At 70.7% G+C, this 24,100-nt stretch carries 22 protein-coding genes; 16 read left to right on the top strand and 6 right to left on the bottom strand.

Going from position 1 to position 24,100, the window contains the following annotated elements; translation table 11 throughout:
- Positions 1-2 precede the first annotated feature (2 nt).
- Genes cobN through EV666_RS03545 form a run of 5 tightly spaced genes read left to right on the top strand, consistent with a single transcriptional unit; the run spans position 3 to position 6,865 of the window.
- Entirely contained in the window at positions 3-3,371 is a 3,369-nt protein-coding gene (gene cobN / locus EV666_RS03525) for a cobaltochelatase subunit CobN (RefSeq protein WP_132003186.1), read from the top strand.
- Positions 3,368-4,678, top strand: a complete 1,311-nt coding sequence (gene cobG / locus EV666_RS03530; RefSeq protein WP_132003189.1) for a precorrin-3B synthase — start codon at positions 3,368-3,370, stop codon at positions 4,676-4,678. The genes cobN and cobG overlap by 4 nt, the downstream gene beginning before the upstream one ends.
- On the top strand, positions 4,675-5,304 hold the full coding sequence (locus EV666_RS03535; RefSeq protein WP_132003192.1) for a precorrin-8X methylmutase: 630 nt from the start codon (positions 4,675-4,677) through the stop codon (positions 5,302-5,304). The genes cobG and EV666_RS03535 overlap by 4 nt, the downstream gene beginning before the upstream one ends.
- 11 nt (positions 5,305-5,315) lie before the next feature.
- The gene (locus EV666_RS03540) at positions 5,316-6,053 is read left to right on the top strand and encodes a precorrin-2 C(20)-methyltransferase (RefSeq protein ID WP_132003194.1); all 738 of its coding nucleotides are present in this window, start codon (positions 5,316-5,318) and stop codon (positions 6,051-6,053) included.
- Positions 6,050-6,865 (top strand): precorrin-3B C(17)-methyltransferase, encoded by an 816-nt coding sequence (locus tag EV666_RS03545; RefSeq protein WP_132003198.1) that lies wholly within the window; start codon positions 6,050-6,052, stop codon positions 6,863-6,865. The genes EV666_RS03540 and EV666_RS03545 overlap by 4 nt, the downstream gene beginning before the upstream one ends.
- On the opposite strand, the gene EV666_RS03550 is transcribed toward EV666_RS03545, so the two are convergent.
- Positions 6,808-7,671, bottom strand: coding sequence for a cobalt-precorrin-6A reductase (locus EV666_RS03550; RefSeq protein ID WP_245514192.1), 864 nt, complete (start codon positions 7,669-7,671; stop codon positions 6,808-6,810). The two genes, EV666_RS03545 and EV666_RS03550, sit on opposite strands and share 58 nt — an antisense overlap.
- A gap of 85 nt (positions 7,672-7,756) precedes the next feature.
- On the opposite strand from EV666_RS03550, the gene cbiE reads away from it, so the two are divergent.
- The 7 genes from cbiE to EV666_RS03585 all read left to right on the top strand — a co-directional run bounded on the left by cbiE (position 7,757) and on the right by EV666_RS03585 (position 14,285).
- Positions 7,757-8,989: a precorrin-6y C5,15-methyltransferase (decarboxylating) subunit CbiE gene (gene cbiE, locus EV666_RS03555; RefSeq protein WP_245514193.1), complete on the top strand. Its 1,233-nt coding sequence runs from the start codon at positions 7,757-7,759 to the stop codon at positions 8,987-8,989.
- Positions 8,986-9,429 (top strand): cobalamin biosynthesis protein, encoded by a 444-nt coding sequence (locus tag EV666_RS03560; RefSeq protein WP_132003204.1) that lies wholly within the window; start codon positions 8,986-8,988, stop codon positions 9,427-9,429. Before cbiE ends, EV666_RS03560 begins: the two co-directional genes overlap by 4 nt.
- Positions 9,426-10,235 (top strand): precorrin-4 C(11)-methyltransferase, encoded by an 810-nt coding sequence (gene cobM / locus EV666_RS03565; RefSeq protein ID WP_132003207.1) that lies wholly within the window; start codon positions 9,426-9,428, stop codon positions 10,233-10,235. Before EV666_RS03560 ends, cobM begins: the two co-directional genes overlap by 4 nt.
- 110 nt (positions 10,236-10,345) lie before the next feature.
- Complete coding sequence (gene cobA / locus EV666_RS03570) at positions 10,346-11,119, top strand: uroporphyrinogen-III C-methyltransferase (RefSeq protein WP_132003752.1); 774 nt, start codon at positions 10,346-10,348, stop codon at positions 11,117-11,119.
- Positions 11,116-12,546 (top strand): cobyrinic acid a,c-diamide synthase CobB, encoded by a 1,431-nt coding sequence (locus tag EV666_RS03575; RefSeq protein ID WP_132003210.1) that lies wholly within the window; start codon positions 11,116-11,118, stop codon positions 12,544-12,546. Before cobA ends, EV666_RS03575 begins: the two co-directional genes overlap by 4 nt.
- Before the next feature lie 7 nt (positions 12,547-12,553).
- Complete coding sequence (gene cobF, locus EV666_RS03580; RefSeq protein WP_132003213.1) at positions 12,554-13,318, top strand: precorrin-6A synthase (deacetylating); 765 nt, start codon at positions 12,554-12,556, stop codon at positions 13,316-13,318.
- Positions 13,319-13,529: 211 nt separating this feature from the next.
- Positions 13,530-14,285, top strand: coding sequence for a (2Fe-2S) ferredoxin domain-containing protein (locus EV666_RS03585; protein WP_132003216.1), 756 nt, complete (start codon positions 13,530-13,532; stop codon positions 14,283-14,285).
- Between the two features lie 13 nt (positions 14,286-14,298).
- Here EV666_RS03585 and cobD read toward each other — a convergent pair whose 3' ends face one another.
- Complete coding sequence (cobD, locus tag EV666_RS03590) at positions 14,299-15,402, bottom strand: threonine-phosphate decarboxylase CobD (RefSeq protein ID WP_245514194.1); 1,104 nt, start codon at positions 15,400-15,402, stop codon at positions 14,299-14,301.
- A gap of 43 nt (positions 15,403-15,445) precedes the next feature.
- Between cobD and cbiB the strand changes: the two genes are divergently transcribed.
- A complete protein-coding gene (cbiB, locus tag EV666_RS03595) occupies positions 15,446-16,435 on the top strand; it encodes an adenosylcobinamide-phosphate synthase CbiB (protein ID WP_132003219.1) in 990 nt (329 codons plus the stop codon).
- On the opposite strand, the gene EV666_RS03600 is transcribed toward cbiB, so the two are convergent.
- A complete protein-coding gene (locus EV666_RS03600) occupies positions 16,419-17,888 on the bottom strand; it encodes a cobyric acid synthase (RefSeq protein ID WP_132003222.1) in 1,470 nt (489 codons plus the stop codon). The genes cbiB and EV666_RS03600 overlap by 17 nt on opposite strands.
- Before the next feature lie 269 nt (positions 17,889-18,157).
- Between EV666_RS03600 and EV666_RS03605 the strand changes: the two genes are divergently transcribed.
- Positions 18,158-19,489: an oxygenase MpaB family protein gene (locus EV666_RS03605; protein WP_132003225.1), complete on the top strand. Its 1,332-nt coding sequence runs from the start codon at positions 18,158-18,160 to the stop codon at positions 19,487-19,489.
- A 163-nt stretch (positions 19,490-19,652) separates the two neighbouring features.
- Positions 19,653-20,360 (top strand): CerR family C-terminal domain-containing protein, encoded by a 708-nt coding sequence (locus EV666_RS03610; RefSeq protein ID WP_165909884.1) that lies wholly within the window; start codon positions 19,653-19,655, stop codon positions 20,358-20,360.
- A 45-nt stretch (positions 20,361-20,405) separates the two neighbouring features.
- Here the strand turns inward: EV666_RS03610 and EV666_RS03615 are convergent, their stop codons facing one another.
- Positions 20,406-20,819 carry a PaaI family thioesterase gene (locus EV666_RS03615; protein ID WP_132003231.1) on the bottom strand — a complete coding sequence of 138 codons (414 nt, stop codon included), beginning with the start codon at positions 20,817-20,819 and terminating at the stop codon, positions 20,406-20,408.
- Positions 20,820-20,898: 79 nt separating this feature from the next.
- Complete coding sequence (locus tag EV666_RS03620) at positions 20,899-21,360, bottom strand: GNAT family N-acetyltransferase (RefSeq protein WP_132003234.1); 462 nt, start codon at positions 21,358-21,360, stop codon at positions 20,899-20,901.
- A gap of 267 nt (positions 21,361-21,627) precedes the next feature.
- Here EV666_RS03620 and gltS point away from each other — a divergent pair, with 267 nt between their 5' ends.
- Complete coding sequence (gene gltS / locus EV666_RS03625) at positions 21,628-22,836, top strand: sodium/glutamate symporter (protein ID WP_132003236.1); 1,209 nt, start codon at positions 21,628-21,630, stop codon at positions 22,834-22,836.
- A gap of 51 nt (positions 22,837-22,887) precedes the next feature.
- On the opposite strand, the gene EV666_RS03630 is transcribed toward gltS, so the two are convergent.
- Positions 22,888-23,997, bottom strand: a complete 1,110-nt coding sequence (locus EV666_RS03630) for a glycerophosphodiester phosphodiesterase (RefSeq protein ID WP_207906326.1) — start codon at positions 23,995-23,997, stop codon at positions 22,888-22,890.
- Positions 23,998-24,100: the final 103 nt, after the last annotated feature.

Raw genomic sequence — 24,100 nt, forward strand, 5'->3', positions numbered from 1 at the left:
GCATGCACATTCTCGCCAGCACATCGTCATCGCTGGATGACCTCGCGGTTCCCGTCGATCTGGGCCAGAGCCCGGCGGCGATGGCCGTGCTGTCGTTCAGTGACAGCGACCTGGCGGGGGTGGAGCGCGCGTGGCGGGCCGAGCGCGACGCCACGCCGGAACTGACGCCAGACCTGCGGCTGGTTCCCCTGCGCGATCTGCGCCACCCCATGTCGGTGGATCTGTGGATCGACGCGGTGGGCGCGAAGGCGCAGGTGGTGGTCGCCCGGATTCTCGGCGGCCTCGACTGGTGGCGCTATGGCTGCGAGCAGCTGGCGGCGGCGGCGCGCCGCCATGGCGTCGCTCTGGCGCTGCTGCCGGGCGAGGATCGCGATGACGATAACCGGCTGGCGGAGCTTTCCACCGTGGACAGCGCGACGCGCCGCGCCATCCTGGATTGTTTTCGCGCCGGCGGCCCCGACAATCTGCGCCTCGTCGCCCGCCACATGGCGCGGCTCGCCGGCCGCGCCATCGACGTGGCCGAAGCGCGGGTGACGCCGCAGGCCGGCGGTTATCTGCCCGGACGCGGCGCCGTCTCCCTTGAGGCGCTCTGCCAAGAAGCAGATCCCGGGCAGCCGCGCGTCGCCATATTGTTCTACCGCTCGATGCTGCTGGCCGGGGACGCGGCGCCCATCGACGCGCTGGCGGCGGCATTGCGGGCGCGCGGCGTGCAGCCGGCGCCGATTTTCGTACCTTCCCTGCGCGACAGCGCCGGGCGCGCGGCGGCGCGCGACGCCTGCGCCCGGCTTCGGCCGGCGGCGCTGGTCACCGCCACCGCCTTCGCCGCCACGGGCGGCGACGACGGCCCCGACCTGTTCGCCGAACTGGGCGTTCCGGTGTTCCAGGCCATCGTGGCCACCACCCGCCGCAGCGCCTGGGCCGACGGCCAGCGCGGGCTGACGCCCGCCGACACCGCCATGCACGTGGCCCTGCCGGAGGTGGACGGCCGCGTGCTGGCGGGGGTGCTCTCCTTCAAGGACACGGCGTCCGACGGGGCCGGCGAGGCGTTGCGCAATACGCCCGAGCCAGACCGCGTCGCCGCCGTGGCGGAGCGCATCCACGCCCATATTCGCCTGCGACAGACGCCGGCGGCGACGCGGCGCGTGGCCATCATGGTTCCCGATTACCCCGGCGTCGAAGCCCGCAGCGGCTACGCCGTTGGCCTCGACGCGCCGGAAAGCGCGCGCGCCATCCTGGCTGATCTCGCCAGCGCCGGTTATGCAATTGCGGATATCCCCGCCGACGCCCGCGCGCTGATGCTGGCGCTGGAGCGACCGCAGCCGACGTTCAGCGCCGCAGATTACCTCAGCCATTTCAACACCCTGCCGGATGCGGCCCGCGCCGCGATCATCGAGCGCTGGGGGCCGCCGCCCGCCTTGGACGCGCCAGATTTCGGCTTTCGCGCCTTGCAGTGCGGCGCGGCGACGGTGACGCTGGCGCCCGATCGCGGCGAAGCCGACAGCCGCCGCGCCGACTATCACGACGGCGCCCTGCCGCCGCACCACAATCTGCTGGCCTTCGGTTTCTGGCTGCAACACACCCTCAAGGCAGACGCCGTGGTGCATGTGGGCGCCCATGGCGCGGTGGAATGGCTGCCAGGCAAGACCGTCGCCCTCAGCGGCGCCTGCTGGCCCCAGATTGTGTTCGGGTCGCTGCCGGTGATCTATCCGTTCATCGTCAGCAACCCCGGCGAGGCGGCGCAGGCCAAGCGGCGCATCGGCGCCCTCACCCTCGGCCATCTGACGCCGCCGCTGATCGCGGCCGGGACCACCCCGGCCATGCAGACGCTTGAGCGGCTGGTGGACGAATACGCCAGCGCCGAAAGCCTCGATCCGCGCCGGCGCGACCTGCTGGCCGGACAGATCGTCGCCGCCGCCCGCGACAGCGGCCTTGCGCGCGAAGCGGGAGTGAACGTGGACGGCGACGCCGTGGAGGCGTTGCAGCGCATCGACGCCTGGCTGTGCGATCTGAAGGATTTCCCGGTCAAGAACGGGCTGCACGTTTACGGCCGCGCCGGCGACGGGGCGACGCCGGAGCGTACAGGCAGCGCTGTTGCGGAAAGCGCGGCGCTGCTGGCGGCGCTGGACGGCCGTTTCGTGGCGCCTGGCCCGGCCGGAGCGCCGGCGCGCGGCCGCGCCGATGTGCTGCCCACCGGCCGTAACCTGTTTGCCGTCGATCCGCGCGCCATGCCGACGCCTACCGCTTACAGCCTGGGCAAGGCCGCGGCGGAACAGCTGGTGCTGGACTACCTGCAGCGCCACGGCGACTGGCCGCGCGCCATGGTGATCGACCTGTGGGGCAGCGCCAGCCTGCGCACCGGCGGCGAGGAAATTTCCATGGGGCTGGCGCTGATGGGCTGCCGGCCGGACTGGGACCACGCCACCGGGCGCGTCACCGGCGTCGAAGTGCTGCCGCCGGCCAGTTTTGGCCGGCCGCGCGTGGACGTGTCCTGGCGAATTTCCGGCCTGTTCCGCGATATGTTCCCCAGCCAGATCGCCCTGCTCGACGCGGCGACGGCGGCGGTGGCGGCGCGCGAGGAAAGCGACGACGACAACCCGCTGGCCGCCAGCGTGCGGGCCGGCGCGGCGCCCGCGCGGGTGTTCGGCGCGGCGCCTGGCGTCTATGGCGCTGGCGTCGAGCATGAACTGGCCAGCGGCCAGTGGGAGACGCGCGAAGAACTGGGCCAGCGTTATCTGGAAACGGCGTCGCACGCCTATGGCGGTCTTGCCGGCGACGGCGTCGCCGTTCCTGGCGCCTTCGCCGCGCGGGTGGCGGCGGCGGACGTGCATGTGCACCCCCAGGACGATCCCGGCCGCGACCTGCTGGAAGGCTCCGCCGACGTCGCCTTCATCGGCGGTTTCGCCGCGGCGCGGGCGTTGCAGGCGCGTGACGCGGGCGAGGCTCGCCCCGCAGACATCGTGGTGCTGGACACGACCGACCCCGCCAGCCCCCGCGCCCGCTCGCTGGCGGCGGCCATCGCCCGCGTGGTGCGGGCCCGGGCAGTGAACCCGGCGTTCATCGCCGGGCAGATGCGGCATGGGCCGCGCGGCGCTTCGGAACTGGCCGAAACCGTCGACCGGCTGGTGGGCTTCGCCGAAACCACCGGCTGCGTGCCCGGCTCGCTGCTGGATGCGGTGCATGACGCTTATCTGGGCGACGCGGCGGTGCTGGATTTTCTGCGCCACAACAACCCCGCCGCCGTGCGGGTGATCGCCCGCCGCTTCGCCGACGCCCGCCGGCGCGGCCTGTGGCATCCGCGCCGCAATGCCATCGACGGCGATCTGGCGGCGCTGATGGCGGAAGCCCGGCCCATGACGGAGGCGGCGTCGTGACTGGCCCTTCCTCCCTGCAAAGCGGCGCCTGGCGACGCGGCGCCTGCCCCAGCCTGACGACGCCCATGCAGACGGGCGATGGCCTGCTGGCCCGGCTGACGCCGCGCGACGGCGACATCAGCATGGCGCAACTGGCGGCGCTGGCGGAGGCCGCGGCGCGTCACGGCAACGGCCTGATCGAAATCACCATGCGCGGCGCGCTGCAGCTTCGCGGCCTGACGGCGGCGGGCGCCAGGGCGCTGGCGATGGACGTGGCCGCCAGCGGCGTCATCGCCCGCCAGGGTCTCGCCGTCGACGTTAACGCGCTGGCGGGCGTCGACCCGCTGGAGCGTTGCGATCCACGGCCGCTGGCGGCGCGGATCGCTGGCGCGGTGAGTGGCTCGGCGCTGGCGCCGCTGCTCGGCCCGAAGGTCTCGGTGACCGTGGATAGCGGCGGCCAGTTCGGCCTCTCGGCGCTGAAAGCCGATATCCGTCTCATGGCGGTCGATGCGTCGCGCTGGGCGATGATGCTGAACCTGGCCGCCGGCGCCCGCCGGGCGTTTCACGGCGATGAAACGGCGATCGGCGACGCGGCGCTGGACCTGCTGGCGGCGCTCGCGGCGCTGGGGCCGGAGGCCCGGATGCGCGATGTGGCGGCAAAGATCGCCGACAGGATCTGCGCAGGGCTGGCGGCCACCGAGCCGGCGCCGGCGCAACCAGTTGCCGTTCCGGTCGGCGTTTTTCCGACCACACTTGGCCCCGCCATGGGTCTGACGCCGCCGTTCGGGGCGACCGACAGCGGCGCCCTCAGGCAACTTGCGGCGACGTTTCCGCAGGCGCGGGTCCGCTTCGCCCCGGAGCGCGGCCTGTTGCTGACCGGCCTGGACGAAGCCGCGCGGGCGCATCTGCCGGGAGTCGCCGACGATCTCGGCTTCATCCGCCAGACCGACGATATGCGACTACGCATTTCGGTCTGCGCCGGCGCGCCGCTGTGCGCCTCCGCCGCCATCGCCACCCGCCCGCTGGCGGCGGAACTGGCGCGCGACCATGGGGCGACGCTGGCGGCCGCCGTCGGCCCCGACCAGCAACTGCACGTATCCGGCTGCGGCAAGCGTTGCGGCGCGCCGTCGCGCAACGTCACGCGGCTGGACCTGCCGGCGGGCGTGGCGGCGGCGATATCCGCCGGCCACCCGGATACGGCGCGGAAGCCTGGTCTGGCGCCAGGCCGCCTTTCTCACTTGTCCAGGACGCTTCGCACCCTGGTCGCCCGCCATACCCGTGGCGAAGCGTCTGATCCGACGCCCGATGCCCTGAAAAAACGGCCATGACCACCCAGACCTATATCAAGGATGGCGCCGCCATCTATGAACAGTCGTTCGCCATCATCCGGCGCGAAGCGGACCTGGCGCGTTTCAGCGATGGCGAGACCGATGTCGCGGTGCGGATGATCCACGCCTGCGGCGTGGTCGAGGCGGCGCGGCATTTCATCTTCGCCCCCGGCTTCGAGACGGCGGCGCGAGCGGCGCTGCAAAATGGCGCGCCCATCCTGTGCGACGCGGAAATGGTGGCGCACGGAATCACCCGCGCCCGCCTGCCAGCCCGGAACGAGGTGATCTGCACCCTGCGCGATCCGCGCACGCCGGAGCTGGCGCAGAAGCTGGGCAACACCCGCTCGGCGGCGGCGCTGGAGCTGTGGCGCGACCGGCTGGAGGGCGCGGTGGTCGCCATCGGCAATGCGCCGACGGCGCTGTTCCACCTGCTGGACATGATCGACGCCGGCGCGCCGCGCCCGGCGGCGATCATCGGCATGCCGGTGGGTTTCGTCGGCGCGGTGGAATCGAAGGCGGCGCTGGCGCAGCGCGCTGATCTGGCGTTCGCGACCGTGGCCGGCCGCATGGGCGGCAGCGCCATGACCGCCGCCGCCGTCAATGCTTTGGCGAGGGCTGGCATATGAGCGCGAACAGCATGAACGGAACCGCAACCGGGCGCCTCACCGGCGTCGGCACGGGCCCCGGCGACCCTGAGCTGATGACCCTGAAGGCGGTGCGCGCCCTCGCCGCCGCCGACGTGGTGGCGCACTTCGCCAAGCGCGGCTCCCCCAGCAACGCCCGCGCCATCGCCCAGGCGCACCTGCGCCCGGGGGTGATCGAGCTGCCGCTGCTCTATCCGGTCACCACCGAACTGCCGCACCGCAGCGACGCCTACAAGGACGCCATCACCGGCTTCTACGAGGAAGCCGCCGCCGCCGTGGCGGCGCATCTGGACGCGGGCCGCTCGGTCTGCGTGCTGAGCGAGGGCGATCCGCTGTTCTACGGGTCCTACATGCACCTGCACGTGCGGCTGGCGACGCGCTACGCTACCGAGGTCATCCCCGGCGTCACCGCCATGTCCGGCTGCTGGTCAGCGGTGGGCCTGCCTCTGGCCCAGGGCGAGGACGTGCTGATGGTGCTGCCCGGCACCATGGACGAAGCGGAGCTGGCGCGCCGCCTCGCCGACGCCGACGCGGCGGTGATCATGAAGGTGGGCCGCAATCTCGGCCGCATCCGCCGCGCGCTGGCCAAGGCCGGGCGGCTGGAGGGCGCGATTTATGTGGAGCGCGGCACCATGGACGCCAGCCGCACCCTGCCGCTGAGCGAGGTGGACGGCGACGCCACGCCCTATCTGTCGCTGGTGCTGACGCCGGGCTGGAGCGCGCGGCCATGAGCGGCGACGCCTCCCGGAACGACGCCGCCCCTGGCCGCCTCACGGTCATCGGCCTTGGCCCTGGCGGGCCGGAGCAGATGACGCCCGAGGCGCGCAACGCCGTGGCGCGGGCGACGGATTTCTTCGGCTATTTTCCTTATGTGGAGCGGCTGGCGCTTGGCCCGCACCAGCGCCGCCACGCCTCCGACAATCGCGAGGAGCTGGCCCGCGCCAGAGCGGCGCTGGACATGGCGATGGCAGGCCGCGAGGTGGCGGTGGTTTCGGGCGGCGACGCCGGCGTGTTCGCCATGGCGGCGGCGATCTGCGAGGCCATCGATCATGGCCCGGCGGAATGGCGGGCGCTGGACATCGCCATCGTGCCCGGCGTCACCGCCATGCTGGCGGTGGCCGCCTGCGTCGGCGCGCCGCTCGGCCACGACTTTTGCGCCATTTCCCTGTCGGACAATCTGAAGCCGTGGGAGCTGATCGCGGCGCGGCTGCGCGCCGTGGCGGGCGCCGGCCTGGTCATCGCCCTGTACAACCCGGTGAGCAGGGCGCGTCCGTGGCAACTGGGCGAGGCCTTCGACATCCTGCGCGGCATCCTGCCGGCGCGGACGCCGGTGGTGTTCGGCCGCGCCGCCGGCCGGCCGGATGAGCGGGTGGCGATCGTTCCGCTGGCCGAGGCCCGCTCCGACATGGCTGACATGGCCACCTGCGTCATTATCGGCTCGCCGGAGACGCGGCTGATCGCCCGCGACGGCCGGCCGCCGCTGGTTTATGCGCCGCGCTCGGCGACCGGCGCGGGCCCGGGCTCCACGGACCGTCCGTCATGAGCATGGCCGGTCACAGGCCGCGACCAGACCCCTCGCAGCCAGGCCACGGCTTCGGCGGCGGATTGCGTCGTGAGGCCGCCGGGCGATGGCGGCCGGTCGATCATGACGACGGGAACGCCCAGCAGGCGCGCCGCCGCCAGCTTGGCCGCGGCGTCGTCGCCGCCGCTGTTCTTGGTCACCAGCAGGTCGATGCGATGCTCGATGAGCAACCGCTTTTCGTCGTCCAGGCTGAACGGACCGCGCGCCCGCAGCCAGGCGACGTGGGGCAGGCGCACGTCCGCGTCGGCCGCCTCGATGGTGCGGGCCAGATAGGCGTGTTGCGGCGCGGCCATGAAGGCGGCGAGGTTCTGCCGGCCGATGGTGAGGAACACCCGGCGCGGCGCGGCGCCCAGGGCCACCACGGCCGCGTCTACGTTGGCCACGTGGCGCCAGTCATCGCCGGGTCCGGCCGCCCAGGCCGGGCGGACCAGCCGCAACAGCGGCGTTCCGGTCAGCGCCGCGGCCTCGACGGCGTTGGACGCCATGCGCGCGGCGAAGGGATGGGTGGCGTTGACGATGCAGGCGACCCGTTGATCGCGGATGAACGCCGCCAGCCCCGCCACGCCGCCGAAACCGCCGACGCGCTGGTTGACGGCGACCGGGCCAGCCTGCGGCGGCGGCGGGTTGCGGGTGCGACCGGCGAGCGACAGCGTCACCTTGAGCGGCAGATCCGGCTGCGCCTGCAAGGCGCGCATCAGGGCGCGGGCGTCGGCGGCGCCGCCCAGTATCAGAACATGCATCAGGGCGTCGGGCTGGCGGGAGGTCATGATGGCGTCCAGTAACGACGGGCGGGCGGAAGTTGCAAGCGCCGCAGGCATAATGACCGCCGCAGGCAAAGAACGCGCCGCAGGCATGACGGGCGCGTCAGGTCAGGACGCGCCCCGCCCATGGCTACATGTGGTCGGGCTTGGCGAGGATGGGCTGGACGGGCTCGGCGCCGGCGCCCGCCAGGCCATCGGCGACGCCCATGTGGTGTTTGGCGGTCAGCGTCATCTGGAACTGGCGGCGGCGGCGATCACCGGCGAAGCCTCCCCGTGGCCAACGCCATTCGACGCCGGCCTCGCCGCCGTGCTGGCGCGGCGCGGCGCGGCGGTGTGCGTGCTCGCCTCCGGCGACCCCATGCACTACGGCGTTGGCGCCACCCTCGCCCGCCACGTGCCCATTGCCGAAATGAAGGTGTGGCCGGCGCCGTCGTCGTTCAGCCTCGCCGCCGCGCGACTTGGCTGGGCGTTGCAGGACGTGACGCTGCTCTCGCTGCATGGCCGCGACGAGGACGCGCTGCGCGCCCATCTGTTTCCAGGAATGCGGCTGCTGGTTCTGACCAGCGACGGCGCGGCGCCGGCGCGGCTGGGGCGGATGCTGGCGGACGCGGGTTTCGGGGCTTCGGGGGCGTGGGTGCTGGAAGCGCTGGGCGGTTCGCGCGAACGGGTGACGGCGACGACGGCAGGAGCCATGGGCGAGGCACAGTTCGATCCGCTGAACGTGCTGGCGCTGGAATTGAGCGCCCATGCGCCGGTGGAGCCGGCGCCACTGGGCGTGGGGCTGGATGACAGTTTTTTCGACCACGACGGCCAGATTACCAAGCGCGAGGTGCGCGCCGTCACCCTGGCCGCCCTGGCGCCATTGCCGGGGCAGCTGCTGTGGGACGTCGGCGCCGGCTCTGGCTCGATTGGCGTCGAATGGCTGCGGCTGTCGCCCGCCATGCGCGCCATCGCCATTGAACGGGACCCTGCGCGGGCCGAACGCGCCCGCGCCAATGCGGCGCGTCTCGGCGTTCCCCGGCTCGATCTGCGCATGGGCGCGGCCCCGGAGGCTTTCGCCGGCCTGCCGCAGCCGGACGCTATTTTCATCGGCGGCGGCGCCTGTGAAACCGTCGTGGAATCGGCCCGCGCCGCCCTGAAGCCAGGCGGTCGTCTGGTCATCAATGCGGTGACGCTGGAAACCCAGGCGCTCCTCACCACCCTGCGCCAGCGCCATGGCGGCGATCTGATTTCGCTGGCGGTGGCCCGCGCCGCGCCGGTGGGCGGCCTGACCGGCTGGCGCGCCGCCATGCCGATCGTGCAATGGCGCTGGAGCAAGCCATGAGCGCGCGCGCCGTCTGCAGCGCCGGGGTCTGTATTGCTGGCGTCGGCTGCCGCGTTTCGGCCAGTGTTGACGATATTCTGGCTGTGATTGCTCAGGCGCTTAAGCGCGACGGCCTGCGACCAGAGAACCTCACTGCCCTCGCCTGCATTCCGGCCAGGGCGGAGCACCCGGCCATTCAGGCGGCGGCGGCGCGGCTGGGGCTGTCGCTTGTCGTCGCCGACCCGGCCGCGCTGGCGGCGATGGCCGGGGCCTGCCTCACCCGTTCGGACGCGGCGCTGGCCGCCACCGGCCTGCCCTCGGCCAGCGAGGCGGCGGCGCTGGCGGCAGCCTGCGCCATCGACGCCAACGCCCGGCTCGCCGGCCCACGCAGCGCAGGGCCCATGGCCACCTGCGCCATCGCCTGCTCACCAGCAGTTCTTCACCATCTGGATCAGCAATGACCGTCCACTTCATTGGCGCCGGGCCCGGCGCCGCCGATCTCATTACCGTTCGCGGACGCGACCTGCTGGGGCGCTGCCAGGTTTGCCTGTACGCCGGCTCCATCGTGCCGGCGGAACTGCTGCAATATTGCCCGCCAGGAGCGCGGCTGCTCGACACGGCGCCGCTGTCGCTGGACGAGATCGAGGAAGAATACATCGCCGCCACGGCGCGCGGCCAGGATGTGGCCCGGCTGCATTCCGGCGATCTGTCGATCTGGAGCGCGGTGGCCGAGCAGACGCGCCGGCTCGACCGGCTGGGCATCGCCTGGACGATGACGCCGGGGGTGCCGGCCTTCGCCGGCGCCGCCGCCGCCCTGGGGCGCGAACTGACCATTCCGGCGCTCGCCCAGTCGCTGGTGCTGACCCGGGTTTCCGGCCGCGCCTCACCCATGCCTGCAGGCGAAACGCTGACCGGCTTCGGCCAGACCGGAGCCACCCTGGCCATACATCTGGCCATCCACGCCCTCGACCAGATCATCGCCGAGCTGACGCCTTTGTACGGGCCGACGTGCCCGGTCGCCGTGGTGGTGCGGGCCACCTGCCCGGATGAACGGGTCATTCGCGGAACCCTGGCCGACATCGCCAGGCAGATGGCCGATGCGCCGGCGGAGCGCACCGCGCTGGTGTTCGTCGGCCCTGGCCTCGCCGCCGCCGATTTTCAGGAAAGCGCCCTGTATGACGTGGATTACCAGCGCCGTTTTCGCGGCCGGGACGCCCATAACCGGCCGCTGGCGCAACGCGATGCGAAAAGCGGTGAGCCGTCATGAGCACTGATCGTCCCGCCTCGCCTGGCGCCGCCGGCCAAACCCTGCCCGCCCTGGCGGCGGAAGCCCTGGCGCGGCTGGCTCAGGCTCGCCTGGCTCATGCGCCGCCGCCAATGGCCGAAGCAAGCGGCTTCGCCCCTGGCGCGGTGTGGCTGGCCGGCGCCGGCCCTGGCTCGCTGGAATGCGTGACGCTGGGCGTCGTCGCGGCGCTGGCGAAGGCCGACGCCGTCGTCTACGACGCCCTGGTTAACCCGGACCTGCTGCTGGCGGCGCCGGACGCCGAGAAACATTACGTCGGCAAGCGCGCCGGCGTACGCTCGGCGGCGCAGACCGATATCAACGCCCTGCTCATCCGCCTTGCCGGCGAAGGCAAACGGGTGCTGCGGCTGAAGGGCGGCGACCCCAACGTGTTTGGCCGCGGCGGCGAGGAAGCGCGGGCGCTGGCCGGCGCCGGCGTGCCGTTCCGGTTCCTGCCCGGCCTCACCTCCGGGCTGGCGGCGCTGGCCGGGGCCGGCATTCCGGCGACGCTGCGCGGCGTCAGCCAGGCGATCATCCTCACCACCGGCCACGCCGCCGAGCCGCCCGTGCCCAACGACGGCCCGGACTGGGCGGCGCTGGCGAAAACCGGCCAGCCAATCGTCATCTACATGGGACTGGGCAACCTGCCGCTGATCCGCGACCAGCTGCTGGCCGGCGGCCTGCCGGCGCGCACCCCGGCGGCGGTGATCCACGCCGCCTCCACGCCGGAGGAAAAGGTGCTGGTTTCAGACCTGGCGGGCATCGTCGAGGCGACGCGGCGGGACCATATCAAATCGCCGGCGCTGGTTGTCATTGGCGAGATCGTCGCCTGGCGAAATGGCGCGACGCCCACCGGAGCCTTCCCATGAGGCAAGGTGTGAATCCCCCTGGCCAGCCGCGCGGCCTCATCGTCGGCGCCGCCCGCTCCGGCTCCGGCAAAACCAGCGTCACCATCGGCCTGTTGCGCGCCCTGAAACGGCGCGGCCTGAACGTGCGGGCCGCCAAATCCGGGCCGGATTATATCGACCCGGAATTCCATCGCGCCGCCACCGGCCATTCCGGCGTCAATCTGGACAGCTGGGCCATGGAGCCGGTGCTGCTGCGCGATCTGCTGGCCCGCCAGGGCGCAGGCGCCGACGTGGTGATCGTGGAAAGCGCCATGGGGCTGTTCGACGGGGTTGACGCCGCCCCCGGCCGCAGCGGCGCGGCGGCGGATCTGGCGCGCATCTACGGCCTGCCGACCCTGCTGGTGCTGGACATTTCCGGCCAGTCGCAAACCGCCGGGGCCATCGCCCACGGCTTCGCCACCCATGATCCCGCCGTGCGCATCGGCGGCGTCGTGCTCAACCAGGTCGCCAGCGAGCGGCACGAAGCCGTGGTGCGCCCGGCGATCGAGCGGCTGGGCCTGCCGGTGGTCGGCGCCATCCGCCGCAACCCGGAGATCAGCCTGCCGGAACGGCATCTGGGCCTGGTGCAGGCGGGCGAGCACGCCGCCCTGGAAGCCTTCATCGACCAGATGGCCGACGTGGTCGAGGCTTCCGTCGATCTGGACGCGGTGCTGGCGCTGGCGGCCCCCATCGCCGCGGGTCAGGGTGAAGCGCCGTCTTCCTCGCTGCCGCCGGATTCTTCCTGGCTGCCGCCGGCTCCCTCCTGGCTGCCGCCGCCTTCTTCCTGGCTGCCGCCGCCTTCTTCCTGGCTGCCGCCGCCTGGCCAACGCATCGCCATCGCCCGCGACGCCGCCTTCTCCTTCATCTACCCGCATGTGTTGCAGGGCTGGCGCGACGCGGGCGCGGAGATCGCGCTGTTCTCGCCGCTGGCCGACGAGGCGCCGGACGCCGCCAGCGACGTCTGCTGGCTGCCAGGCGGCTATCCCGAACTGCACGCCGGCCAGCTGGCCGCCGCAAGCCGTTTCATGGACGGGCTGCGCCGCTTCGCCGACACCCGCCCGGTGCATGGCGAGTGCGGCGGCTACATGGTGCTTGGCGCGGCGCTGGAGGACGCGGAGGGCGTCACCCACCCGATGGCCGGCCTGCTCGGCCACGTCACCAGCTATGCCAAACGGCGGATGAACCTGGGCTATCGCGAGGCGCGGCTGCTCGCCGACAGCCCCGTCGGCGCGGCCGGCGATGTCATTCGCGGCCACGAGTTCCACTATTCCCGCCTGGTGAGCGCCGGCGATGACGCGCCACTGGCGCAACTGGCTGACTCCCAGGGCCGCGACCTTGGCCCCTCCGGCGGGCGGCGCGGCCATGTCACCGGCTGCTACTTCCACGCCATCGCCCGCCACAGTGTTTGAGCCCCACATGCGCAAGATCATTGTCATCGGCATCGGCGCCGGCAACCCGGACCACATGACCGTGCAGGCCATCGCCGCGCTGAACCGGCTGGATCTGATCCTGATCCCGCGCAAGCCGGGGCAGAAGGACGATCTGGCCGAGGTCCGCCGCGACATCTGCCGGCGCTTCCTGACCAATCCGGAGACGCGGCAGATCGAGTTCGACCTGCCGGTGCGGGCGCAGCAGGACGACGCCTACCGCCAGACCGTCGATGACTGGCACGACGCCATCGCCGGCGCGTACGCCGACCTGCTGGACAGGGAATGCGGCCCCGCCGGCACGGTGGGCCTGCTGGTCTGGGGCGACCCGTCGCTCTACGACAGCACCCTGCGCATTCTGGAGCGGCTGCGCGCCCTGCCGGAGGCGGCGCTGGCGATCGAGGTGATCCCCGGCGTCACCAGCGTCCAGACCCTCGCGGCCAGCCACCGCATACCGCTCAACACCATCGGCGGCCCGGTGCTGCTCACCACCGGCCGCCGCTTGCGCCAGGGCGTTCCCGCCGATGCGGAGACCATCGTGGTGATGCTGGACGGCGCCTGCGCCTTCACCACCCTGCCGGCGGCGCACTACGACATCTGGTGGGGCGCCTATCTCGGCATGCCCGACGAAATCCTCATCAACGGGCCGCTGGCCGAGGTGAGCGAGCGCATTGTGCGCACGCGCGCCGGGGCCCGCGCCCGCCACGGCTGGATCATGGACACCTACATGCTGCGCCGCCGCGCCAACGCGTGACGGGCAGGCGGTTGACGGGGCGGGCCATTGCGCCAGCGCAGCCGGCCGCATGGTCCATTGCCGGGACTGGCCGCGCCTTCTGGCATGGCCGCTGGCGCGGCAGGCAGGGTCGCATCGCCTCCCCGACGGGATGAAGCACTGCATCAGCATATGGAGCCATGTCATGGCAAGTAAAGGACAACATGGTGGAGCAGGAGCATCCGCAACCGATATGTCTGTCGTCATCCTGTATGGCCGCGCCGCCCTTGACCGGCAGCAGAATGTCGCCCAGATCGCCGCGCGGCTGAACGCGGCGGGCGAACGCACCTTTGTCCCGGCCTGGGAAGACCTCACGGGGCCATCGATTCCAGATGTTCTGGAAGACCTGCTGAAGCGCGGCGTGCGCCAAGCCCTGGTGGTTCCCGTGGCGTTTCCGGCCGATCCGTCGCTTGGCGCATGGCTGGCTGGGGCATTGAACGCCTGGCGGCTGGAACATGCGGACGGCGACTTCGACCTGCGGATCGCCCCGCCGGTCGAGCAGTTTCTGGACGTGGCGGCGGCGGTGGAAGCGGCTGTGGCGGCGGCCCCGGAGCGGCTCCGGCCCGTCGCAGAGGTGAAGCCCGCCATGGGCAAGCCGGGCTGGACCGATGTGCCGGAGCACGCGCGCCAGGTGTTTTTCTGCCTGGGCGCCCGGTGCGCCCACCGCAGGGCGCTGCCGCTGTACCAGCACATGCGCAGGATCATGAAGAACATCCGCCCGCTCAACAGCGGCCCGCAGCGGGCCATGTGCGTGCGCGCCAGCTGTCTTTATCCCTGCAACCAGGGGCCGCTGCTGATCGTCCAGCCCGATGGCGTCTGGTACGGCAGGCTCGATGAAACGGTGATCGAACGCATCGTGCAGGAGCATCTGCTAGAGGGAAAGCCGGTGGCGGAGGCGATCGTTCACCGGCAGAAGACGCCGACAGACGATACGGGAAATATTCAATAATGTTCGATTTTTATCAAATAGTTGATGAAAATTCCTGAAGCGCGCTATCAAGACGGTGGGTAGCTGTCTTGTCCGGCGGAAGGCCAATGCGGATGGCGTCACAGCCAACCCCGGAGATCGCCTCGAAGCGGCGGACCCACAGGCCGCGCCGCCCGAGTGCAACGAACAGATCGTGAGCGCGTGGATGACGCACGAGACGGAACAGGCTGACGTCGCCGGTGGCGGCAAGGCCCGCCGCCGCCAGCCGCTGGTCAAGCCGGGCCGCCTCGGCCGTCAGCCGTCTGATCATGGCGTTCCGCCAGGCGTCGTCCTGAAGCGCCGCCAGGCCATATTCCACGGCCGGGCCGGATACCGCCCATGGGCCGAGAATGGCGTTGAGCCGCGCTGCCTGGGCGGGCGCGGCAATGGCGAAGCCGAGCCGCACGCCGGCAAGACCATAGAATTTGCCGAAGGAGCGCAGCACCACCAGGGCGCCGCCCAGGTCATCCCGCCCCACATCGCCGGCAAGGCTTTCGGCCGCCGGGCAGGCGTCGATGAAAGCCTCGTCCACCACCAGCAGGCCGCCCTTGCGGGCCAGCGCCTCCGCCAGTCGCAGCAGCGCCGCGCGGCCCGTCACCCGCCCGTCCGGATTGTTGGGATTGACGACAACGGCGACGTCGGCGTCAGCCAGCGCCGCCAGATCATCGGGCGTGGCGGCCTGATGACAAATGACCTCATGACCCGCGACCCTTGCGGCGTCGGCGTGGCCAGCGTAGGTCGGCGCGAGGATCATGGTCCGCGCCGGCCGGGCAGAGGTTGGCCGCGCCAGCATCATGACCTGCGCCAGCAGGATCTGGGTTCCAGGCGCGGCGACCACCTCAGCGCCAGGCGCGACGCCCCAGGTTTCCGCCGCCACGGCGCACAGGCGGGCGTGGCGGGCCGGCTCCGGCAGCCGCGTCAGCAGCGCCGATGGCGTTGGCCGGCGGGTATGGGGATGGGGGTTGATCCCCGTCGACAGGTCGATCCACGGCGCCGGCGCATCGGGGAACAGCGCCGCCGCCTGCACAAGGGAGCCGCCATGGACGATCACGCCCGGATCCGGCGCGCCAGGCCCGCCCATTGCTGAATTCGCGTCCACCAAACCCGCCACCGCCCGTAAACCCGCACCGCCTGAAGCCGTCATGACCATTCTGCTCGCCTTCGCCGCCATGCTGATCGAACGCGCCGTCGGCTACCCGGACCGGGTATACACCACCATCGGCCACCCGGTGAGCTGGATTGGCCGTCTCATCGCATGTCTGGATGAAAAGCTGAACCGGCCGAACCATTCGACAGACGCCCGGCGGGCCCTTGGCGTATTGACCCTGCTTGTTCTCATCATCGTCTGTGGTGGCGTCGGCCTGGCCGTCCAGCAGGCCCTGCCGGGAGCGTTCGGCCTGATCGCCGGCGGGCTGGCTGTCGCCGTGCTGGCGAGCGCCCTGCTGGCGCAGCGCAGCCTCGCTGCCCATGTCGTCGCCGTGGCTGATGCGCTGGAGCGGGATGGCCTGACGGCGGGCCGCCGCGCGGTTTCGATGATCGTCGGCCGCGACCCGGATACGCTGGACGAGGCCGCTGTTTGCCGCGCCGCCATCGAGAGCCTGGCCGAAAACTTTTCCGATGGCGTCACCGCGCCGGCGTTCTGGCTGGCGGTCGCCGGCCTGCCCGGCTGCGCCGTCTACAAGGCGGTGAACACCGCCGACAGCATGATCGGCCATCGCACGGCGCGGCACGAGGCGTTTGGCTGGGCCGCCGCCCGCTGCGACGATCTCATCAATCTGCCGGCCTCGCGGCTCACCGGGCTGGCGCTGCTGGCGGCCGCCGCCATGACGCCGGGAGCCGACGCCGGCGCCGCCTGGCGGGCGGTGCGACGCGACGCCGGCAAGCACCGCTCGCCCAACGCCGGCTGGCCGGAGGCGGCGATGGCCGGCGCGCTCGGCCTCGCCCTGGCCGGTCCCCGGGTTTATGGCGGCCAGATGGTCGATGACGCCGAAATGGGCGCTGGCGGACGGCGCGCGGCGACGCCGGCCGATATCCGCCGCGCCCTGCGGCTGTATCAGCTGGCCGACACGCTTCTGATCGCTACACTCGGCTGTTCTTTCCTGATTTTTCAGCTTCTTATCTGGATATATTGAGAAGCCAGTCGATATCGAGATGGGCTTCCAGATGCGCCGCCAGCGCGTCCAGCGCCGCCTCGACGCCGGCTTCATAGGCGTGATCGACGCCATCGCCGCCGAGGCGGCGCAGCCAGGCGTCGCGCTGGGCGTCGCTGGCGAACAGGCCATGCACATAGCAGCCGCTGACCCGGCCGCTGGCGGAAACGGCGCCGTCAACGCGCCCATCGGCGAAGTGGGCGAACGGCCTGGCGAGGCCCGGCCCGGTGGTTACGCCCACATGCATCTCATAGCCCTGGAAGGCGGCGCCGTCGGCGCTGCGGCCTGAGGTTTCGCGCAAGGTCTTGTCGCCGGCAAGCACCGTGTCCACATCGAGCAGGCCAAGCCCGGGAACGGTTCCTGCGGCGCCTTCCAGCCCCGCCGGATCGCTGATGCTGCGGCCAAGCATCTGGTAGCCGCCGCAAATGCCCAGCACATGGCCGCCGCGCCGCACATGGGCGGCGATGTCGATGTCGAGGCCGGCGGCGCGCAGGGCGGCCAGGGCCGGGATCGTCGCCTTCGAGCCGGGAAGGATCACCAGGTCAATGTCGCCAGGCAGCGCCTCGCCCGGGCGAACCTGGATCATCTCCACCTGCGGCTCGGCCTCCAGCGGGTCGAGGTCATCGAAATTGGAGATATGCGGCAGCACCAGCGCCGCGATGCGGATGGGCGCGCCAGCTGTTTTTGCCGGTCGCCCGCCCTTTCCGGCAAGACCAAGGCCATCTTCCGCCGGCAGCCGGCCGGCCGCCTCCAGGTGCGGAACCAGGCCGACGGCGCGCCAGCCGGTGCGGGCCTCGATGATGGCCATGCCATCGGCGAACAGCGCCGGATCACCGCGAAACCGGTTGATGATGAAGCCCGCGATCATCGCCGCGTCGGCCGGATCGATCACCGCCTGCGTGCCAACGATACTGGCTATCACCCCGCCCCGGTCGATATCGCCAATCAGCACCACCGGAACGTCGGCGGCGCGGGCGAAGCCCATGTTGGCGATGTCATGGCTGCGCAAATTGACCTCGGAGGCGCTGCCGGCGCCCTCCACCAGCACGATGTCGGCGTCCTGGCGCAGCCGGTTGAAGCTTTCCAGCACCGCCGGCATCAGGCCGGCCCTGACGCGCTGGTACCCGGCGGCGCTGGACGAGCCGGCGACGCGGCCCTGGACGATGATCTGGCTGCCATGGCCGCCCTGGGGCTTCAGCAGCACCGGATTCATATGCACCGTAGGCGCAAGGCGGGCGGCGCGCGCCTGCAGCGCCTGGGCGCGGCCGATTTCGCCGCCATCAACGGTGACGGCGGCGTTGTTCGACATGTTCTGCGGCTTGAACGGCGCCACCCGCAGGCCGCGGTTGACCAGGGCGCGGGCAAGCCCCGCGACCATCAGCGATTTGCCGACGTCGGAGCCGGTTCCCTGGAACATCAGCGATCTGGCGGGCATCTGGGGCTCTGATCTTTGAATGGACGCATTTCGCACGCGGTCACGCGCTTCCCGTCACGGGAACGGGCCGCTGCCCGCGAACATGCTCCGGTTGCAGACGCCTGACTACACGGATGGCCGGCGCGCATAAAGACCGCCGCACGGCCCGCGCCGGAAATGCCCGCATGGGCCGGCGCCGGTTTGGCAGGCGTCTGCGATCGCGCAACATTCTTGACATTTATATCATATGATACATTTTCCAGGACATAAACATTCAGGAGGAGGCCCGCATGGCTTTTGACGCAGACAGCCCGGCCGTCTGGGCGCGCGCGCGCCGCCAGGCGCAGCAAATTCCGGCCATCTATGGCCAGATCGACTTCGACGCCATGCCCGAGCGCTTCACCGGCGCGCAGGAAGGCGACAGCTCCCTGCGCTGCCCCTTCCGCGACCGGGGCGCCGCGCTGCTGGCCAATCGTGAGCGGGTGGCGATGATCGCCGGCTACACGATGACCGGCGACGGGGTGGCCGACGCCTATGCGGCGCTGATGCCCCAGCTCGGTTTTCGCGGCATGATCTCCCAGCTTGAAACCGCATGCCGCAAGGGGCTGGACGCCGTGCCCGACGCCACGCCCGAGCTCGTGGCCTTCATTCGCGACATGGAGCGCACGCCCGCCTGGGTGGACATGAAACTGGTCAACGAAGGCGCGCGGCTGGAGCGCAACGGCATGGCCAATCTGGCGCCTTACGTGATCCGCGGCGCCCTGCTCGCCACTTTCATGAACAAATATTCGGCGCTGCCCATGGCGCTGACCGGCGCGCTGACCGATTCCCTCGCCGCCAAGCGGGCTTTCGAGACGGCGACCTTCTTCACCCTCACGGTGATGCCGGGCGGGCTGGAGCGCCATGGCGAGGGTTTTCGCGCCGCCGCCATGGTCCGGCTAATGCACTCCATGGTGCGGTTCAACGTCATGCGCCGGCCTGGCGTCTGGAACGCGAAGGTGTTTGGCGTGCCGATTCCCCAGGTGGACCAGATGCCGGCGGGCCTGATCAGCTCTTTCCTGCTGTCGTTCAGGGTGCTGCGCCAGGGGCGCAACCATTTCACCCAGGAAGAGCGGGCGCGCATCGAGCTCGCCCGCTACCGCTGCTTCCTGCTTGGCCTGCCGGAGGATCTGCTTGGCGAGACGCCGCAGCAGATCGTGGACCTGCTGCTGACCCGCCAGGCGACATTGCGGTCTGGCTTCGACGACAAAACCTGCGGCGCCCTGGTGCGCGGCGCCATGTCGGCGGAACTGTCGCAGGACAATACCCTGACCGGGCGCGTGCGGCGCGGCATGGAGCGCAGCTTTTCCAAGGCCTATCTGGTGCGCAACTTCCTCGATGGCGACGCCTCAAAAGCCGGGGCAATGGGCGTTTCCTATACGGGCCGCGATCGCCTCATCGCCCTGGCCACCGCCATGTTCATCGTCCCGCGCATGAAACTGTATGACGTCGCCATGCGCTTGCCTGGCCTGCGCGACCTCGCCAACCGCCGCCTCGTCGGCAAGCTGGAACGGTTGCTGCACCGTTATGGTCACGCCGACTTCGCCTCGGACGGCGAGAATTACCGGCCGGCGCGGGCCTGAGCAGCGGGCGGCGTCTGCGGCGCCGACGCCGCCTTGCCCGATGAACGTGGCTCACGACAGAAGGAACGGGGGCGCCCCGGGCGGATTATCCGCGCCGGGCCGGCTCGCCGATCCGTGGAGCGCCGCCATTTGCGCCCCGGCCGGCGTCGTGCTCAATAAGGGCATGGCCTCACCGTCCGTCCCACCTGGCAACCCGGCTGCCCCCCGGCGCGACGCCCGCTCCGGCTACGCCAAGGGCGAAGAAACCCGGCGCGCCATTCTTACCGCCGCCCTGGCGGAGTTTGGCGAGCATGGCTTCGCCAACGCCACCACCCGGCGCATCACCCAAGCCGCCGGCGTCACTCTCCCGTCCCTGGCCTATTATTTTGGCAACAAGGAAGGCGTATATCTCGCCTGCGCCAACGAGATCGTTGACCGCTACGTGCGCCAGATGGCGTCCATATCGGTCGCCGGCCTCACGGAAGCGCTGGAGCGGGGCGACAGCGCCGCCTGCCGCGATTACCTCAAGCAGCTCTTGCGACATCTGATCCAGTTGCTCGCTGGCTCCGATGACGCGCTCACATGGACGACGTTCGTGGCGCGGGAGCTGCGCGAACAGGGACCCGCTTTCGCCATCCTGTACGAGCGCCTGTGGGAGCCTGGCGTGCGCCTGCTGGCGCGGCTGGCGGCCGGCGTACGCGGCGCCCGCACCGTGCGCGACGCCGACACCATTGACGCGCTGCTGCTGATCTCCAGCCTCGTCGCATTTTATACCGGGCGCGCGGTTTCCCTGCGCACCCTGGGCTGGGAGAAGATCGGCGACCACGAACTGCAGGCGCTGTTCGCCGCCGCCGACCGGCTGGCCGATGGCGTCAGCGACCGGGCAGGCTGAACCGCCGCGGCCCCAGGCCCTGGCGGCAAGCCAGGCGGCGCGGCCCTAACGCGGCCACAGCACCATTTGCGTGCACCGGAACAGCGCCAGGGTCTTGCCGCTGAGCTCGCTGCGCGCCACCGCGTCCCACACCTGCGTGGAGCGACCGCCATGGGCCAGGGTGGCGACACAGCTGACGTCGCCCTCCCGGGCGGTTCCGAGAAAGTTGGATTTCAGCTCGATGGTGGTGAAGCTTTCCGCGCCCTCGGGCAGGGACAGCATGCAGCCATAGCCACTGGCGGAATCGACCAGAGCGATGATCGCGGCGGCGTGCAGAAAACCATTGCCGGCAAGATGATGCGACTGGATGGTGAACCGCCCCTCCACCAGCCCCCGCTCCGCGCGATCCCAGCGCATGCCCAGATTCCACGGCAGGGTGCCCTCGTGCCGCGCGGCGATCATGGCAAGACCATCTGACATTGTTTCCTCCGGCGACTGGGCAGCCCTGGTTTTTGTGCTGGCGCATGGTTGACGGCGCGGCTGGCCGCCCACGTTTGGTTCAATCCCGCAAATCCAGCATCATGAACATGGAATTTGGATCGGCGACGTAATTGTTGAAAGGCCCGGTTTCCGCGAAGCCGTGGCGCAGATACATCTCGATCGCCGGCCGGAAATAGTCCCAGGAGCCGGTTTCCAGCCAAAGCTGGTGGACGCCGCCGGCCCTGGCGTCGGTGATGAGATGGCGCAGCATGGCGCCGCCCACGCCCCGGCGTCGCATGGCCTCGACCACATACATGGACTTCACCTCGGCGTGACGCGGCGCGAAGCGCTTCAGCGCGCCTATGGCCAGCAACGCGCCCTGATCCCACGCGGACCAGAAGCGGATTTGCGGCGTCTGCAGCGCGGCGATTTCCAGCGCATGGGCGCTGCCGGGCGCGGTGTTGGCGTAAGCCGCTTCGAAATGGGCGCGCAACGCCTCTATCACGCGCGCATCATCGAAGACTCCCAAACGGAACATCATCAGAACCTCCCCTCTGAACCTCCTTTGGGCAAAGCCTTGCAAGGATATCGGTCAAGGATGGCGCGGCAAGGATAAACCAATCGCCCGCGCGCCAGAAGGCTTGCCCGGCCTGGGCGCCGTGGCCGCGCCGCTCCCGCCGCCCCGCCCCGGCCCTGCCCGGAGACGGGACCCCGAAAATTCTGCATCGGATTTTTTCCGACCTTTTTGGGAAATTCCACGCGCGCCAGCTATGGTTACGTCTGCCCGCCCGCCCATATCAGGACCCGCATGCTCCAGATCGACGCCTTCCTGTCCTTCACCATCGCCATGTCGCTGCTGCTTGGCGGCAAGGTCATCACCATGAACGCGCCGCTGCTCAGGCGTTACAGCATTCCCGAGCCGGTGGTCGGCGGCGTGTTGTGCGCGGCGACGGTGGGGCTGATCTACGCCGTCAGCGGCGTCAAGGTCAGCTTCACCCTTGGCGCGCGCGATTTCCTGCTGCTGGTGTTTTTCGCCTCCATCGGGCTCGGCTCCGATCTGCGCACCCTGCTGCGCGGCGGCAAGCCCCTGGTGATCCTGACGGCGCTGGCGACCACGTTCATGCTGATGCAAAACGGCCTCGGCGTCGTGCTGGCCGAGGCTTTCGGCTTCAATCCCCTGGCGGGCCTGATGGTCGGGTCCATTTCGCTCACCGGCGGCGTCGGCACCACGCTGGCCTGGTCGCCGGTCTTCGTGCAGCAGCACGGCGTCAGCAACGCCCTGGAGCTGGGCATCGCGGCGAACACGGTGGGTCTGATCGCCGCCTGCGTCATTGGCGGCCCCATGGCCACCTGGCTGATCAGGCGCCATGGCCTGCATGGCCCGGCGGCGCGCCAGCTTGACATCGGCTCACGGACCCGGGGCCCCACGCCGCCACTCGATTATTTCAGCGTGGTGTGGGCGCTGCTTGTCATCAACATGACGATCATGCTGGGCATGGGCCTGCACGCCCTGATCGCGGAAACCGGCGTGACGCTGCCGGCATTTGTCGGCTGCCTGCTCGCCGGCATCATCGTGCGCAACGCCACGCCCCTGACCATGAAGCGCAACCTCGCCCGGATGTGGCCCGGGGTCCGCCAGGGCATGGCGCTGGTTTCCGACATCGCCCTCGGCGTTTTCCTCACCATGGCGCTGATGGGCCTGCAATTGTGGGAGCTGTCCGGCGCGCTGGTTTTCATTTTCACGGTGCTGGCGCTGCAAATCCTGCTCACCATCGCCTGGACGATGCTTGTGGTGTTCCGCGCCATGGGCTCCGACTACGAGGCGGCGGTCGTTTGCGCCGGCTTCGGCGGCATTACCCTTGGCTCCACCGCGACGGCCGTGGCGAACATCACCGCCGTGGCGCAGCAGCATGGCGCGGCGCACCGGGCGTTCATCATTGTGCCGCTTGTGGCCGGCTTCTTCATCGATCTGGTGAACGCCGCCGTCATCTCCGGCTTTATCGCCGTTATTGGCTAGCCTGGCCGTTATTGGCCAGCCTTGCCGTTGTTGGCGAGCCTGGCGGCGCGTTCACCGCCCGGCCCCGTCCCGCGCCGCCACCGCCACGTCGGGGAAATCGCTGAACAGGCCGTCGACGCCCAGATCGATGAGCGCCCGGACCTCTTTCGCCGGGTCGCCGCCATAGCTGGCCGCCAGAAAGCGCGGCTCGCTGCGCAGGGTCCATGTGACGACGCCGAGTCCCGCCGCATGGGCGTCCCTCACGATGCTGGTTGACGGCAGGGCCAGCCGCGCGCCCTCACCGACGGCGCCGGGGGCGACGCCGTCGGCGGCCGTCGCGGCGCGGGTCGGGATCAGCCACAATTTCCATGGCGCCACATAGTCTGCCCACGTCTTCACATCCGCCAGACCGGCCGGGGTCAGCAGATCGGCCCAGGTGCGGCTGTCGCCCGTAACGGTCCAGTCGAAGGGGCGCATGTTGTTCGGCGCCAGGGTCATGGCTCCGGCGGCGTCAGGCCCGCCGCCATCCACCAGTTGCAGCAGGCGAACGCCGGTGCGGCGACGCAGATAACGCAGGTTGCCGGTCTCGAAACTCTGGATGATTACCGGCGCGGCGCGATCCTTCCAGCCAGCGGCGTCAAGGGCGGTGACCAGCGCATCCTCCAGCGGCAGGCCCTGCGCCGCGTGCCAGGTGGGGTGCTTGGTCTCGGGCGCAATGCCAATCTCCCGCCCCCGCTTCGCGCTTTCGGCTCTGGCGAGATCAATCACCTCCTGGAGCGTGGCGACCGGATGGCGGTCGTTGTGGCTCTGGTCGCGCCAGGCCATGGGCTGGCGGGCGCGCAGGGTTTTCAGCTCAGCCAGGGTGAAATCGGTGGTGAACCAGTCGGTGACCGGAACCCCGTCCAGCAGCATGGTCCGGCGCCGGGCGGCGAACTCCGGATGGCCGGCCACGTTGGTGGTTTGCGACAGCATGGGTTCGTGACGCACCACCAGCACGCCGTCGCGGGTGGAAACCACGTCAGGCTCAATGAAGTCGGCGCCCATGTCGATGGCGCGCCGGTAGGCGGCGATGGTGTGGTCGGGCAGATAGCCGGAGGCGCCGCGATGGGCGATGACCAGCGGCGCCGCACGCGGGCGGTTCACCTGGCTGGCGGGCGCGCCGGCAGGGGTGCTCGTCGCCATGGATGTCTCCGCATGGGCAGGGGCAAACAGGAACAGAAACAGGAAACCGGTCGCAAGGCTTCGCATCGCATGCCCCGTGGGAGAAATGGCGAACACACCATAC

Origin of the sequence: Camelimonas lactis, assembly GCF_004342915.1 — a bacterium.
GTDB lineage: Bacteria > Pseudomonadota > Alphaproteobacteria > Rhizobiales > Beijerinckiaceae > Camelimonas > Camelimonas lactis.